Origin of the sequence: Modestobacter excelsi (assembly GCF_005930495.1) — a bacterium.
GTDB lineage: Bacteria > Actinomycetota > Actinomycetes > Mycobacteriales > Geodermatophilaceae > Modestobacter > Modestobacter excelsi.
Map to the genome: position 1 here is coordinate 1 of NZ_SJEX01000115.1, position 13,696 is coordinate 13,696.

Sequence of the window (13,696 nt, forward strand, 5' to 3'; positions counted from 1 at the left end):
GCTGCGGGTGGACCGTCAGGCTACCGCCCACCCCGGCGGTCCCACCCGCCCGCGGAAGGCCCGGGCTCGCCGGTGCGTGCTGCCGGTGTCCGGCGGGCGGGCTGCGAGGATGGCCACGATGTCCGAACCGCCGTCCGATCCCCCCACCACGCCCCCCGGAGCCGCCGCGCTGCACCGGCCGTTCTCCCGGCGCAGCCTGCTGCTGGCGGCGCTCGCCGGCACCGCACTGGCCGCCACGGGCTGCACGACCAGCACCGCGGACGACGCCGACGCCGTGACCCCGGCGCAGGTCGACCAGCTGGCCGCGCAGGTCCAGGTGCAGGAGGCCGTCGTCGCCGCCTACGCGCGCGCCTCCGCCGTCGACCCCGACCTGGCTGCCGCCGTGCCGGCCCTCGCCGACCAGGCCCGCGCGCAGCTGGACCGGCTGCGCGCCGCTGCGCCCGGGGCCGCGGCGAGCAGCGGCGCCGCGTCGTCGTCGGCCGGGCCGGGCTTGGACCCGGCCGGTGCCCGGACGTACCTGCAGTCCCAGGTGACCGCGGCGGCCGACGCGCACGCCGGCGCGTGCCCGGGCTTCAGCGGCGGCCGGGCGGCGCTGCTGGGCAGCATCGCGGCCGGGCTGCGCGGCCAGGCCACCCAGCTGGCGGCATGACCGGTCGAGCAGCGCACGGACGGGACGGACATGGCTGACCAGACACCCTCACCCACCGCAGCGGAGGACGCCGCCCTGCAGGACGCGCTGGCCGCTGCGCACACGGCCGTCTGGGGCTACGGGGTGGTCGGTGCGGCCACGCCGGCCGACGGCCGCGCCCCGGTGGTCGACGCCGAGGAGGCGCACCGCGACCTCCGGGACACCGTGGCCGCGCTGCTGACCTCGCGGCGGGTCGAGCCGGTGCCGGCCGAGGCCGGCTACGCGCTGCCCGTGCCGGTGCGCACCGCGGCGGACGCCGCCGGGCTGGCGGTCACCCTCGAGGACGGCACGTCGCAGGCGTGGACCTGGGTGCTGGACCAGGCGACCGAGCGGAGCACCCGGGAGCTCGCGGTGACCGCGCTGTCCGCCGCGGAGCTGCGCGCGGTGGGCTGGCGCACCGCGGCCGGCCGACCCCCGACCACCGCCCTCCCCGGCCTCCCCGCCACCTGAAGAAGGACCCCCGTTCCCCTCACAGGGCGCCGAGGAAGGCGTCGGCGACGCCGACCGCCACGCTGCTGGACTGCCCGGCCTCCACCAGGACGGCGAAGGCGAGGTCGCCCTGCGGGCCGCCCAGCCGGTAGCCGACGAACCAGCCGTGCGAGTCCGGCGGGGTCTTGTCGCCGAACTCCGCGGTGCCGGTCTTGCCGTGGACGTCGCCGCGGTCGGTGAGCGCGGTGGCCGTGCCGGTGAGCACCACCTGGCGCATCATCGGCCGGAGCTGGTCCAGCACGGCCGCGGCCGGGCCGGTCGGCGCGGCGCCGGCGGGAGCCGCGCCGACGACCTCGACCGGCGCGGCCGGGGTGCCGCTGGCGATGCCGGCGGCGACCAGCGCCATCTGCGCCGGGCTCATCAGCACCTGCCCCTGGCCGATCTGGTCGGCGGCCTTGGTGGTGCCCGTCGCGTCCGCCGGCACGTCCCCGCTGAAGATGCCCACCGGCAGCTGCCAGTCGCTGCCGACACCGTAGGAGGCCGCCGCCTCCGCCAGCGCGTCGTCGGGCAGGGTCAGCCCCTGCTGGATGAAGGTGGTGTTGCAGGACTCGGCGAAGGCCTCGATGAGCGGCACGGTGCCCAGGTCGAACTGGTCCTCGTTCTCGAACTCGCGGCCCTCGACCGTCGTCGTCCCGGGGCAGGGCACCGGGGAGGCGGGGGTGAGGGCGCCGGCACCCAGCAGCGCCGTCGCGGTCATCGTCTTCATGCTGGACCCGGGCGGGAACTGGCCGGACAGCGCGTTGGCCGGGTTGGCCGCCTCGTTCGAGCTGACCGCCAGCACGTCGCCGGTGCCCGGCCGCACCACGACCAGGTGGGTGGCCAGGGGCTGGGTCGCGACGGCGGCGTCCGCGGCGTTCTGCAGGGCGGGGACCAGCGGCGTCTGGACCGGCGTGCCGGGCACCGGGTCGACGGTGTCGATGACCTCGCCGGCGTCGTCGACGGTCTCGTCGCTGCTCGCCACGCTCACCGTGAAGCCCGGCGTCCCGGCCAGCTGGGCCTGGAAGGCGCGCTGCAGGCCCGAGAGCCCGAGGTCGTCCCCGGCGGCGAACAGCGGCTCGCCGTCGTCACCGGGTGTCTCGTCGATGACCTCCTGCGTGGCGTCCCCGACCCGGCCGAGCAGCGCCAGCCCGAAGCGCGAGCTCGGGGCCAGCAGCCGGGTGCTGGTCGGGAAGACCGCACCGGGCAGGTCGAAGACCTGCGCCCGGATCGCCTCGAAGTCCGGTCGGCGCAGCGTGATGACCGGGACGAACTGGCCGTCCGGGGCGGCGGTGACGTCGGCGGTGATCTCCTCGGCGGAGACACCGGTCGCCGCGGCCAGGCCGCCGGCCAGCGCGGGCAGGTCGGTGACCTTCGACTTGTCCACCCCGACGTTGACGACCTCGGTCTCGGTGAACAGCGGGGCCCCGGTGGCGTCGGTGATCGGCGCCCGCTCGGCGAGCGACCGGCTCAGCACCAGGTGCTGCCCCTCCCCCAGGTCCGGGTGCACGACGGTGGGCGCCGCCACGACCTGCCAGCCGTCGCCGGCCTCGGTGAGGGACAGGCTGGCGGGGTAGCTCCAGTCGGGGGACGCGGCGAGGTCCCAGGTGGCCCGCCAGGCGACGGTCGCCGTGTCGTCGTCCACCGTGACGTCGCCCAGGTCGGCGGCGAGCGTCGCGTCCGGGAGGTCGGTGGCGGTCTGGTCGAGCAGCGTCCTCGTGGCCGCGGCGTCGGTGGTGAGCCCCGCCGCGGCGTCGGTCCTGCCGGCGGTCCAGTCGTCGAGGAAGGCCTGGGCGGCCGCACGGACGTCGTCGCTCGGGTCCGACGAGCAGCCGGCCAGCACCGGCGCGAGCAGGAGCACCGCGATCCCGCCCGTCGTCGCCCTGCGGGCGGCCCCGCTCCACGTCCTCAACCCCGAGTTGCTGCGCACCCACCCACCCTCGCAGACGACGGCGACCCGGCCGCGCACCCGGCCTCGGTGCAGGGGCCCGCGTCGAGCTTGCGAGGCGTGGGGGGCTGGTGAGGGGATGGAACGGCCCCCTCGTAGGGGCCCGCCCGCGAGCTTGCGAGCGGGTGGGGGCGAGGGGGTCCTCCTAGAAGAGGACCGAGGAGTAGGTGCCCACCTGCCGGAAGCCGACGCGGTCGTAGGCGGCCCGGGCGGCGCGGTTGTAGTCGTTGACGTAGAGGCTCACGACCGGCGCGATCGCCGTCCGGGCGTACTCGACGACCGCCGCCGTCCCCCGCTGGCCGATCCCCTGCCCACGGAACTGCGGGGCCACCCAGACGCCCTGCAGCTGGCAGGCCGCCCGGGAGACCGCACCGACGTCGGCTTTGAACAGCACCTGGCCGTCCTCGATCCAGGCCAGCGACTGCCCGGCCCGCACCAGCTCCGAGACCCGCGCCCGGTAGGCCGCGCCGCCGTCCACCCGGGTGGGGCTGACGCCGACCTCCTCGGTGAACATCGCGACCGCGGCCGGCAGCAGGGTGTCCAGCTCGCCGGGCAGCACCGGCCGGACCCGCGACTCGACCGGCACCGCGGGCGGACCCTCGATCGCCAGCAGCGGCTGGCGGGCGCGCACCTCCCGGGCCGGGCCCCACACCGGTGCCAGCAGCTCCCACAGCGGCAGCACCGAGGCCGCCGGTCCGACGATCGTCGAGCAGCGGCGCCCGGCCCGGCGTGCCCGCTCGGCGAAGGCCCCCGCGGCCGCACGCTCCGCGCCCGGCCGGGCGAACGGGATCAGGTTGGCGCCGGCCAGGCAGACGGCGTCCAGCCGGCTCCCGGACCACAGGCCCCACAGCGGTGCGCCGAGGGTCGCCACGGCCGTGCCGTGGGTCTCGATGCGGCCGGCGAGCATGCAGGTGCCCACCGGGTCGAGGCCGAGCAGGTCCCGGACTGCCACCTCGTCGTCGGCGTCCAGGACCCGGGCCTGGACCGATCGCAGCACGCCGGCTCCCGGGTCGCCTCGACCTGTCCGGGCCGGGTCAGGAGACGGTGACGACCGGAGCGCCCGAGGGCGTGCCGGCGGCGACCTGGTCGGCTGCGATGCGCATGGCCTCCTCGATCAGCGTCTCCACGATCAGCGACTCGGGCACGGTCTTGACGACCTCGCCCTTGACGAAGATCTGACCCTTGCCGTTGCCGGAGGCGACGCCGAGGTCGGCCTCCCGGGCCTCGCCGGGACCGTTGACGACGCAGCCCATGACGGCCACCCGCAGCGGGACCTCCATGCCCTCCAGGCCGGCGGTCACCTCGTTCGCGAGCGTGTAGACGTCGACCTGGGCGCGGCCGCACGAGGGGCAGCTGACGATCTCCAGGCCGCGCTGGCGCAGGTTCAGCGACTCCAGGATCTGGTTGCCGACCTTGACCTCCTCCGCGGGCGGGGCGGAGAGGGAGACCCGGATGGTGTCGCCGATGCCCTGGGAGAGCAGCGCACCGAAGGCCACCGCGGACTTGATCGTGCCCTGGAACGCCGGGCCGGCCTCGGTGACGCCCAGGTGCAGCGGGTAGTCGCACTGGGCGGCCAGCAGCTCGTAGGCGCGGACCATGACCACCGGGTCGTTGTGCTTGACCGAGATCTTGATGTCGCGGAAGTCGTGCTCCTCGAACAGCGAGCACTCCCAGAGCGCGGACTCGACCAGCGCCTCCGGCGTCGCCTTGCCGTACTTGGCCAGCAGCCGGCGGTCCAGCGAGCCGGCGTTGACGCCGATCCGGATGGGGATGCCGGCGTCCTTGGCGGCCCGGGCGATCTCGCCGACCTTGTCGTCGAACTTCTTGATGTTGCCCGGGTTCACCCGGACGGCGGCGCAGCCGGCGTCGATGGCGGCGAAGACGTAGCGCGGCTGGAAGTGGATGTCGGCGATGACCGGGATCTGCGACTTCTTGGCGATGATCGGCAGCGCGTCGGCGTCGTCGGTGTCGGGGACCGCGACCCGCACGATCTGGCAGCCGGACGCGGTCAGCTCGGCGATCTGCTGCAGCGTGGCGTTGATGTCGGCGGTCTTGGTGGTGCACATCGACTGCACGCTCACCGGGGAGTCACTGCCCACCCCGACGCCGCCGACGTCCAGCTGGCGGGTCTTCCGCCGGGGGGCGAGGACGGGCGGCGGAGAGGCGGGCATGCCCAGCGAGACAGTCACAGTCGTTCAGTCTCCCACTACTGCAAGGTGATCGGGTTGACGATGTCGGCGATGAACAGCATGCCGCTGAGCACCAGGAACAACCCGGCGACGACGTAGGCCACGGGCATCAGCCGGGCGATGTCGAACGGGCCCGGGTCGGGGCGGCCGCGCAGCCGGGCCACGGTCGACCGCGCCTTCTCGTACAGCGCCCCGGCGACGTGCCCGCCGTCCAGCGGGTAGATCGGCACCAGGTTGAACAGGAAGAGCACCAGGTTCATCCCGGCCAGCAGCGAGAAGAACGTGCTGATCTTCTCCGTGGTGGTGAAGTCGTCGAGGGCGAACACCTCACCGGAGATGCGGCTGACGCCGACCACGCCGATCGGCCCCTGGGGGTCGCGCTCCTCACCCATGAACGTCGCCCGGAACAGCTGGGGCACGCGCTGCGGGATCTCCACCAGCTTGTCCACCGACCGGGCGAGGGTGTCGCCGAGGAAGCCGGGGACGGCGGTGATCGGTTGCTGCACGTAGGTCTGCGCCGCCTGCACGCCTACGTAGCCGACCGTCCGGGTCCCGTCGACCTCGCCGTCGTCGTCGGAGTCGACGTAGACGCTGTTGGCGATCGGGGTGACGGTCAGGTCCAGCTGCCGCGTGGCGCCGTCCTGCTCCCGCTCCACGGTGAGGACGACGGGGGCGTCGATGCTGTCCCGGATGGCGGCCTGGACCTGCGACCAGCCGGTGACTGCGTCGCCCCGGCCGGTGTCGGCGACCCGGGACACCGGCCGGCCGTCGACCGCGACGATCGTGTCGCCGGCCCGCAGCCCGGCCGCGGCCGCCGGTGAGGGCGCGGCGTCGTCGGGGCAGGTCGTGGAGGTCGAGGTGGCCGGCAGCACGCACTCCGGTATCGAGCCGATGGTGGTCGTCGTCCCCGGGATGCCGAAGCCGACCAGGACGACGCTGAAGAACACGACCGCGAGCAGCAGGTTGTGGAAGGGCCCGGCGAACATCACGATGACCCGCTGCCACCAGGGCTTGCGGTAGAAGACCCGGTCGGCGTCGGTGGGCAGTACGTCGTTGAGCGCCTGGCCGCGGACCTCGGCGATGAAGCTGCGCATCCGGGTGGCGCGCTTGCTCTCGCCCTCCTCCGCCGGCGGGATCATCCCGACGATCCGGATGTAGCCGCCCAGCGGCACGGCCTTGATGCCGAACTCGGTCTCGCCGAACCGTCGGGAGAAGACCGTCGGCCCGAAGCCGACGAAGAACTGGGGCACCCGCATGCCGAACTTCCGAGCCCAGGAGAAGTGGCCGAACTCGTGGAAGCCGATGCTGAACAGCAGTCCGACGGCGAAGGCGACGATCCCGAGGACCGTCAGGAGGAACCCGCTCAGCTCAGCTCCTTCATCTGGTGTCCCCGCCGATGGCGACGCGGGCGTGCTCCCGGGCCCACTTCTCAGCGGCCAGCACGTCCTCGACGCAGGTGGGTGCGCCGAGGTCCGGCGCGGCGTCCAAGGTACGCGCGATGACCTGCACGATGGCTGTGAACGCCAGGTGTCCCGCGGCGAATGCGGCGACCGCCTCCTCGTTGGCCGCGTTGAACATGGCCGGGACGACGCCGCCGGCCTCCCCCGCCTGCCGGGCGAGCCGCACCGCGGGGAACACCTCGGAGTCCAGCGGCATGAACTCCCAGGTGCTCGCCTCCGACCAGTCCAGCGCCGGCTGCACCTCGGGGAGCCGGTCGGGCCAGGCCAGTGCCAGCGCGATCGGCAGCCGCATGTCCGGCGGGCTGGCCTGGGCGATGGTGGCGCCGTCGGCGAAGGTCACCATCGAGTGCACGATCGACTGCGGGTGCACCACGACGTCGATGTCGGCGTAGGGGACGTCGAAGAGCAGGTGTGCCTCGATCAGCTCCAGGCCCTTGTTGACCAGGGTGGCCGAGTTGATGGTCACCACCGGTCCCATGTCCCAGGTGGGGTGGGCCAGGGCCTGTTCCCGGGTGACCCCGGCGAGCTCGGCGGCGGAGCGGCCGCGGAACGGACCGCCGCTGGCGGTGAGCACCAGCCGGGCGACCTCGCCGCGGGTCCCACCCCGCAGGCACTGGGCCAGCGCGGAGTGCTCGGAGTCCACCGGGACCAGCTGTCCGGGCGCTGCGGCCGCCGTCACCAGGTCGCCGCCGGCCACCAGCGACTCCTTGTTGGCCAGCGCGACGGTGCGCCCGGCGCGCAGCGCGGAGAGGGTCGGCCCGAGCCCGATCGAGCCGGTGATCCCGTTGAGGACGACGTCGGCCGGCCGGGCGGCGAGCTCCTCGGCGGCGCGCGGGCCGGCCAGGATCTCCGGGAGCGTGTAGTTGCCCTGCGCCCAGCCGCGCTGCTGGGCGGCGGCGTAGAACGCCAGCTGCAGGTCCTGCGCGGCGGTGGCGCGGGCGACCGCGACCGTCCGGACGCCGAGGCTCAGCGCCTGCTCGGCCAGCAGCGCGACGTCACCGCCCCCGGCCGCCAGCCCGGTGACCTGCAGCCGCCCCGGGTTCTGCCGGGCGACGGCGATCGCCTGCCGCCCGATCGACCCGGTCGACCCCAGCACGGTGACCTCGCGCGGCTCGCTCACCGGGACATCCTCTCCCAGGCGACCTCCGGAGGGCCGATGGCCGGGTCGCGCTGTGCCCCGGGCGCGGGCCTGTCATCATGGGCCGGTGAGCGACGCGAGCGGCCGCGGCCAGGGCAACCAGACCAGCGCCAGGGTGATCGAGCAGTCCACCCGCGAGGAGGGCATCGTCCGGGCCGGCGAGACGCCGATCACGCACGAGCGCCCCGAGGACTGGGGCTGGCACGGCGAGTCGGGCAAGGCCGGCCGGATCGCCGGCTACGTCATGATCGTCCTGCTTCTGACGCTGATCTTCGGCAACCACCGCGGCCACGTCGAGGACCTCTGGATCATCGGGGCCGCGCTCCTCATCCTCATCTCGCTCATCTGGGACGGCCGCCGCCGGAAGAACGCCTGGCGCTCCCGGTAGGCACGCACCGACCGCCGCGAGGCCCGCTCCCCACCCGGGGAGCGGGCCTCGTCGCGTTCCCGGGCTGGCGGCGGTCCCTGTCGTGACGTCGTTCGGCACATCTCCACGACGACTCCGCGGGGATCTTCGACGCACTGCGGGTGAGATGTGCCATCCCGTTCACCCGGGACGCCGGATCTCGACAGTGCACCCCTCGGCACCATGTGACGTCTGTGGCCCGAGTGTAGTCCTGTGGCGACTCCTGACGTGTCGCTGTGAATCCGTTGAGTTCGTGCGGTCCCGTTCCGATAGACATCGCTCAGCAGGCCGGGACGCCCGAGCCGCCCACTCCACGGAGGACCAGATGAGCCGCATGTCCCGCCCCCGCGCCGTCGTCGCAACCGGGCTCACCCTCGGCACGGCCACCGCCGGCCTGTTCTTCGCCCCGGCCGCCCTCGCCGCCGAGACGCTGCCCGCTCCGACTGCTCCGGCCTCCGTCGTCGCCGGCACCGAGTTCCAGGTCTCCGGCACCGACTGCACGACCGTCGACCCGACCGACCCGGCGGTCGTCGCCATCGTGAGCGACGCCGACACCGACAACATCGACGAGGCCGTCTTCGGCGACTACACCGACGAGGACGGCACCTGGTCCATCACGGTGTCCTTCCCGGCCGACACCGTGGCCGGCCCCCACGAGCTGATCGCCGCGTGCGGCACCGAGTACGGCGAGCAGGTGACCCCCTACCCGGTCGTCGCCATCAGCGTGACCGCTCCGGGCACGGCCGCTCCCGCGCCGACGACCCCAGCTCCCTCCGTCGTGGGCAGCACCGACCCGGCCGCGAACACCGCCGGCACCGGCAGCACGACCTCGGCCGCCACGGCGACCCCGGGCGCGAAGATCACCAAGGTGTTCACCGGCTTCCAGCCCTTCGAGCACGTCACCCTCGTCCTGCACTCCGACCCGGTCGTCCTGGGCGAGTTCGACGCCGACGCCAACGGCGTCGTGACGGCCACGTTCACCCTGCCGGCCGGCACCGCGATCGGCACCCACCACCTGGTCCTGGACGGCGACGCGGGCACGCACTACTCGGAGACCATCGTCGTCGCCGCCGGCACGACGACCGCCTCCTCCGGCTCGCTGGCCTACACCGGCGCGAACGTCGGCCTGCCGCTGGCGCTCGGCGCCGGCCTGCTGGTCGCCGGTGGCGGCGCACTGGTCGTCACCCGTCGCCGGGCCGCGAGGACCACGCAGGCCTGAGCATGACCGCACCGCACACCTCGAACGCCGGCCAGGGTCTCCCTGGCCGGCGTTCGGCGCGTCCCGGCAACCGGGGTCCCCGAAGGCGCGGCATCCGGATCGTCCTGGCCGCCCTGGTGGTCGTCGTCCTGGCGGTGCTGGCCGACGGCGCGCTGATCACGTCCCGGGTCGACCACCTCGACGTCGACCTGACCCGGGGCGCCGGGGGCGCCGACGGCAGCACGTGGGTGCTGCTGGGCCTGGACTCGCGGACGGACCTGCCTGCGGGCGCCGACGTGGCGCACTTCGGCACCGCCGACGACGTGCCGGGGACCCGCGCCGACGTCGTGGTCGTCGTGCACCGTAGCGACCACGGCACGTCGGTGCTGTCGGTCCCCCGCGACGTCCTGGCCGTCACCCCCCGCGGACCGGAACGGCTGGCCCTGTCCTGGCTGGCCGGCCCGCAGGTGACCGTCGGCGCACTGTGCAGCCTGGGCATCCCGACCGACCACCTGGTCACCGTCGACCTGGCGGGCTTCGCCGGCGTCGTCGACGCCGCCGGCGGCCTGGACGTCGACGTCCCCGAGCCCGTCCGCGACGAGCCGGCCGGCCTGGAGCTCACCGAGGGCGGGCGGCAGCACGTCGACGGCGTCACCGCGCTGGCCATGGTGCGCTCCCGCCACCCGGAGCACCTCGTCGACCGGGCGTGGGTCCCGGCCCCGGTCGACCCGGACGGCCGGGCGACGGCAGCCGGCACCGTGCTGTCCGCCCTGGTCGGTCAGATCCGGGGTGCCGCGGTCCGGCCGTGGCGACTGCAAGGGACCGCATGGGCCGCCTCGGGTGCCGTCCGGGTCGACCCGGACACGTCGGTGACGGAGCTGGCGTCCCTGGCCCGGGCCGACCTCGCCGCGGTGCAGGTGCTCCCGGTCGGCGAACCGCTGGGCACCGCTATCGCCCGGCTCCCGGTGCGGGCCACCAGCGACGCGGTGCGCGCCGCCGGCATGTCCTGCGAGCACTGACCCCCGATCAGCCGGGGCCGCTGCCGATCGCAGCACCGATGAGGTAGGTCGCCCCGGCGGCGATCGCGCCGAACAGCAGCTGGCGCAGGCCCGCCGACCACCACGGCCGGGGGGTGAACCGGGCCGAGAGGGCGCCGGCGGCGACCAGGCCCGCACCGCCGCACAGCAGCGCCAGCCACAACAGCGGCGCGCCGAGCAGGTAGGGCAGCAGCGGGATCAGCGCCCCCACCGCGAAGCAGAGGAACGAGGAGACCGCCGCCGTCATCGGCGAGGGCTTGTCCTCCGGGTCCAGGCCCAGCTCGTTGAGCGCATGCACGCGCAGCGCCTGATCCGGGTCGCGGGACAGCTGCTCGGCCACCGCGTCGGCCAGGTCGGGCTCCAGTCCGCGGTCCCGCCACAGCTGGGCGAGCTCGGCCTGCTCCCCCGCCGGGTTCACGGCCAGCTCCCGGCGCTCCTTGGCGACCTCGAGGTCCAGCTGCTCGTTCTGGGTGCTCACCGAGGTGTACTCGCCCAGCGCCATCGAGATGGCACCGGCGGCCAGCCCGGCGACTCCGGACAGGACGACCGCGTGCGAGCCCGCCCCGGCGCCCCCGACACCGGCCACCAGCGCCGTGTTGGTGACCAGCCCGTCCATGGCGCCGAAGACCGCGGCGCGCAGCCAGCCGCCGGCGACGTCGGAGTGCGTGTGCGGATGGGCCTCGGCGCGCTCCAGCTGCTCCCCTGGCCCGGTCATCCCTGGTCCGACTCGGCCCCGAGGGCCACGCCCTCCTCGACCGCGGGCACCGGGACGGCGACGCTGGGCACGCCGTCCACCTGGTCGGCGGCCGCGAGCTGCCCGCAGGCACCGTCGATGTCCGAGCCCCGGGTGTCCCGCACCGTGGTCGGCACACCGGCCGCCCGCAGCCGGGCGACGAACTCGCGCTGCGCGGGGAGCGGGCTCGCGTCCCACTGGCTGCCCGGGGTCGGGTTGAGCGGGATGAGGTTGACGTGGGCGAGCCGCTTCGCCAGCAGCCTGCCCAGCAGGTCGGCGCGGAACGGCTGGTCGTTGACGTCGCGGATCAGCGCGTACTCGATGGAGTAGCGACGGCCGGTCCGGCGGGCGTACGCATCGGCCGCCTCGAGCACCTCGCCGACGTTCCAGCGGGTGTTGATCGGCACCAGGGTGTCGCGCAGCTCGTCGTCGGGGGCGTGCAGGCTCACCGCGAGGGTGACGTTGAGCCCCTCCTCGGTGAGCTTGCGGATCGCCGGGACCAGCCCGACGGTCGAGACGGTCACCGAGCGCTGCGCGAGCCCCAGCCCGTGGGGAGCGGGGGTGAGCAGGGCGTCGAGCGTCTTGCGCACCCGGGCGTAGTTCGCCAGCGGCTCGCCCATGCCCATGAAGACGACGTTGGACAGCCGGCCCGGTCCGCCCGGGATCTCGCCGTTCGCCATCGCCGCGGCTGCGGCGACCGCCTGGCCGATGATCTCGGCGGCGGAGAGGTTGCGGGTCAGACCGCTCTGCCCGGTGGCGCAGAAGGGGCAGGCCATGCCGCAGCCGGCCTGGCTGGAGATGCAGACGGTGGCGCGCTCGGGGTAGCGCATCAGCACGCTCTCCACCAGGGCGCCGTCGTGCAGCCGCCACAACGTCTTGCGGGTGCGCCCCCCGTCGGCGGACTGGTGCCGCACCGGGGTCAGCAGCCCGGGCAGCAGTGCGGCAGCGAGGTCCTCCCGGGCGGCGGCCGGGACGTCGGTCATCTGCGCCGGGTCGGTGACGCCCGCGTAGAAGTGCCGGGCGAGCTGGTCGGCGCGGAACGCCGGCTGGCCGAGCTCGGTGACCGCCGCCCGCGCCTCGTCCCGGGTGAGGTCGGCGAGGTGGCGGGGCGGCTTGGTGCGGCGCGGGGCGTCGAAGACGAGCGGCAGGGCAGTCATGGCGTCGTCCATGGTCCCACTCCCCGCGGCCCGTGGCCGGGTCGCCGACAGTGACGTGCCTCCCGGGAGCGGCGGTCAGCCGACCCGGACACCGGCCAGCGTGGTCGCCGGGTCCGCCGGGACGACCGGCGGCCCGTCGCCTTCGCCGTCACCGTCGCCGGGGCTCGTACCCGTGCCGGGCTCGTCGCCGGTGCCGGGTTCCTCGGCGCAGGCCGCTGTCCCGGCGGCCGCGGTGTCGCCCGTGCCCTGCCCGCCGCCGGCGACCGGGCAGCCCGGCTCCTCGGTCGGCCCGTCGTCGGTCGGGATCGCGGGCTCGGTCGGCGTCGCCGTCTCGGTCGGGGTCGATGTGGCGGTGGGCGTCGGCGCCGGCGTGCTGGTCGGGGTGCTGGTCGGCGTGGGGGTCGCCGTCGGCGTCGGCGTCGGCGTCGGTGCCCTGGTCGGGGTCGCCGCACCGGTGGCGCCCCCCGGCCGTGGGCGGACCCCGCTCGCGCGCACCGGCGTGCCGGCCGGGGCGACCGCTGCGGGAACTGTGGCGGCGGCCGCGGGGAGCAGGACCCGGGCGCCTGCCGCAGTGGTCGCCGCGGAGGTCGCCCGGGTGGTCCCACGGGCGCGCGCCGGCGTCTCCGGCGGGGTCGTCCCGGCGGGTCCGGTGACGGTGGGCACCTCGGCGGGCGGGAGCACCGCCGGGGGTCCGGCCGGCCGCGCGGAGCTCCGCGGCGCGGCAGGGACCGCCGCGGGGGTCCGCGCGGCGGTGGTCGGCGCGGCGGTGGTCGGCGCGGCGGTGGCGGTCTGGCGCTCGGACGCTGCCACCTCGGCACCGTCGCCGGACGAGGCGGTCGTGAACGCGAAGCCCGCCAGCAGGCCCGCGACCAGGAGCACGGCCAGCGGCAGCAGCAGCCGCCTGCGCAGCGGCCCGCGGGGCGGCGCGGCACGGACGACGGGGGCGTCGGACACCGGCGGATCGGGATCCGCCGCGACGACGGCGGTGCCCGCAGGCGGCGGCTCGACGGGCGGCGGCTCGACGGGCGGCGGTTCGACGGGCGGCGGTTCGACGACCGGCTCGACGGGCGGCAGCTCGGGCACCGCGGACGCGGCACGCTCCGCCAGCGCTTCTCCGGCGCGGATGGCCTCCTCCCAGACGGCCAACTGGGCGGCCGCCTGCGCGTCAGCGGCACGCTGGGCAGCCAGCTCCTCCTCGCGCAGCTCGTCGAGGGCGGCCTCGATCCGGGTCGGCAGGGGCCGGGCGGAGGTCACCGGCGGGACCCCGGTCGGGGCGT

12 protein-coding genes and 1 pseudogene are annotated in these 13,696 nt (G+C 75.3%); 5 read left to right on the plus strand and 8 right to left on the minus strand.

Annotated elements, in window-relative coordinates:
- Positions 1-118: 118 nt before the first annotated feature.
- Together FHL80_RS23710 and FHL80_RS23715 are read left to right on the plus strand one after the other, a co-directional pair.
- Complete coding sequence (locus tag FHL80_RS23710) at positions 119-649, plus strand: hypothetical protein (protein ID WP_138735791.1); 531 nt, start codon at positions 119-121, stop codon at positions 647-649.
- Positions 650-679: 30 nt separating this feature from the next.
- The gene (locus FHL80_RS23715) at positions 680-1,138 is read left to right on the plus strand and encodes a ferritin-like domain-containing protein (RefSeq protein WP_138735792.1); all 459 of its coding nucleotides are present in this window, start codon (positions 680-682) and stop codon (positions 1,136-1,138) included.
- A 19-nt stretch (positions 1,139-1,157) separates the two neighbouring features.
- On the opposite strand, the gene FHL80_RS23720 is transcribed toward FHL80_RS23715, so the two are convergent.
- The 5 genes from FHL80_RS23720 to dxr all read right to left on the minus strand — a co-directional run bounded on the left by FHL80_RS23720 (position 1,158) and on the right by dxr (position 7,870).
- A complete protein-coding gene (locus tag FHL80_RS23720) occupies positions 1,158-3,083 on the minus strand; it encodes a penicillin-binding transpeptidase domain-containing protein (protein WP_246078918.1) in 1,926 nt (641 codons plus the stop codon).
- A 163-nt stretch (positions 3,084-3,246) separates the two neighbouring features.
- Entirely contained in the window at positions 3,247-4,098 is an 852-nt protein-coding gene (locus FHL80_RS23725) for a GNAT family N-acetyltransferase (protein ID WP_138735793.1), read from the minus strand.
- A gap of 37 nt (positions 4,099-4,135) precedes the next feature.
- Positions 4,136-5,290 (minus strand): flavodoxin-dependent (E)-4-hydroxy-3-methylbut-2-enyl-diphosphate synthase, encoded by a 1,155-nt coding sequence (ispG, locus tag FHL80_RS23730; RefSeq protein ID WP_138735794.1) that lies wholly within the window; start codon positions 5,288-5,290, stop codon positions 4,136-4,138.
- Between the two features lie 17 nt (positions 5,291-5,307).
- Positions 5,308-6,657: a M50 family metallopeptidase gene (locus FHL80_RS23735; RefSeq protein ID WP_246078919.1), complete on the minus strand. Its 1,350-nt coding sequence runs from the start codon at positions 6,655-6,657 to the stop codon at positions 5,308-5,310.
- A 10-nt stretch (positions 6,658-6,667) separates the two neighbouring features.
- Positions 6,668-7,870 carry a 1-deoxy-D-xylulose-5-phosphate reductoisomerase gene (gene dxr, locus FHL80_RS23740; RefSeq protein WP_138735796.1) on the minus strand — a complete coding sequence of 401 codons (1,203 nt, stop codon included), beginning with the start codon at positions 7,868-7,870 and terminating at the stop codon, positions 6,668-6,670.
- An 85-nt stretch (positions 7,871-7,955) separates the two neighbouring features.
- On the opposite strand from dxr, the gene FHL80_RS23745 reads away from it, so the two are divergent.
- The 3 genes from FHL80_RS23745 (at position 7,956) to FHL80_RS23755 (ending at position 10,511) form a co-directional block, all read left to right on the plus strand.
- On the plus strand, positions 7,956-8,276 hold the full coding sequence (locus tag FHL80_RS23745; RefSeq protein ID WP_138735797.1) for a DUF2631 domain-containing protein: 321 nt from the start codon (positions 7,956-7,958) through the stop codon (positions 8,274-8,276).
- A 343-nt stretch (positions 8,277-8,619) separates the two neighbouring features.
- Positions 8,620-9,513, plus strand: a complete 894-nt coding sequence (locus tag FHL80_RS23750; RefSeq protein ID WP_138735798.1) for an LAVTG motif-containing sortase-dependent surface protein — start codon at positions 8,620-8,622, stop codon at positions 9,511-9,513.
- Between the two features lie 2 nt (positions 9,514-9,515).
- Positions 9,516-10,511: an LCP family protein gene (locus FHL80_RS23755; RefSeq protein WP_138735799.1), complete on the plus strand. Its 996-nt coding sequence runs from the start codon at positions 9,516-9,518 to the stop codon at positions 10,509-10,511.
- A 7-nt stretch (positions 10,512-10,518) separates the two neighbouring features.
- On the opposite strand, the gene FHL80_RS23760 is transcribed toward FHL80_RS23755, so the two are convergent.
- From FHL80_RS23760 to FHL80_RS25860, 3 genes and pseudogenes are all read right to left on the minus strand, one after another.
- Positions 10,519-11,244, minus strand: a complete 726-nt coding sequence (locus tag FHL80_RS23760) for a VIT1/CCC1 transporter family protein (RefSeq protein ID WP_138735800.1) — start codon at positions 11,242-11,244, stop codon at positions 10,519-10,521.
- On the minus strand, positions 11,241-12,431 hold the full coding sequence (gene rlmN / locus FHL80_RS23765) for a dual-specificity RNA methyltransferase RlmN (RefSeq protein WP_216871002.1): 1,191 nt from the start codon (positions 12,429-12,431) through the stop codon (positions 11,241-11,243). The genes FHL80_RS23760 and rlmN overlap by 4 nt, the downstream gene beginning before the upstream one ends.
- Before the next feature lie 63 nt (positions 12,432-12,494).
- A pseudogene (locus tag FHL80_RS25860) lies at positions 12,495-13,696 on the minus strand (hypothetical protein); the annotation flags it as partial.

What these genes read in the sequence shown, in the direction of transcription:
- FHL80_RS23710 (WP_138735791.1), top strand. Translation starts at nt 119, where the DNA reads ATGTCCGAACCGCCGTCCGATCCCCCCACCACGCCCCCCGGAGCCGCC.
- FHL80_RS23760 (WP_138735800.1), bottom strand. Translation starts at nt 11,244, where the DNA reads ATGACCGGGCCAGGGGAGCAGCTGGAGCGCGCCGAGGCCCATCCGCAC.
- FHL80_RS23715 (WP_138735792.1), top strand. Translation starts at nt 680, where the DNA reads ATGGCTGACCAGACACCCTCACCCACCGCAGCGGAGGACGCCGCCCTG.
- FHL80_RS23750 (WP_138735798.1), top strand. Translation starts at nt 8,620, where the DNA reads ATGAGCCGCATGTCCCGCCCCCGCGCCGTCGTCGCAACCGGGCTCACC.
- FHL80_RS23755 (WP_138735799.1), top strand. Translation starts at nt 9,516, where the DNA reads ATGACCGCACCGCACACCTCGAACGCCGGCCAGGGTCTCCCTGGCCGG.
- rlmN (WP_216871002.1), bottom strand. Translation starts at nt 12,431, where the DNA reads ATGGACGACGCCATGACTGCCCTGCCGCTCGTCTTCGACGCCCCGCGC.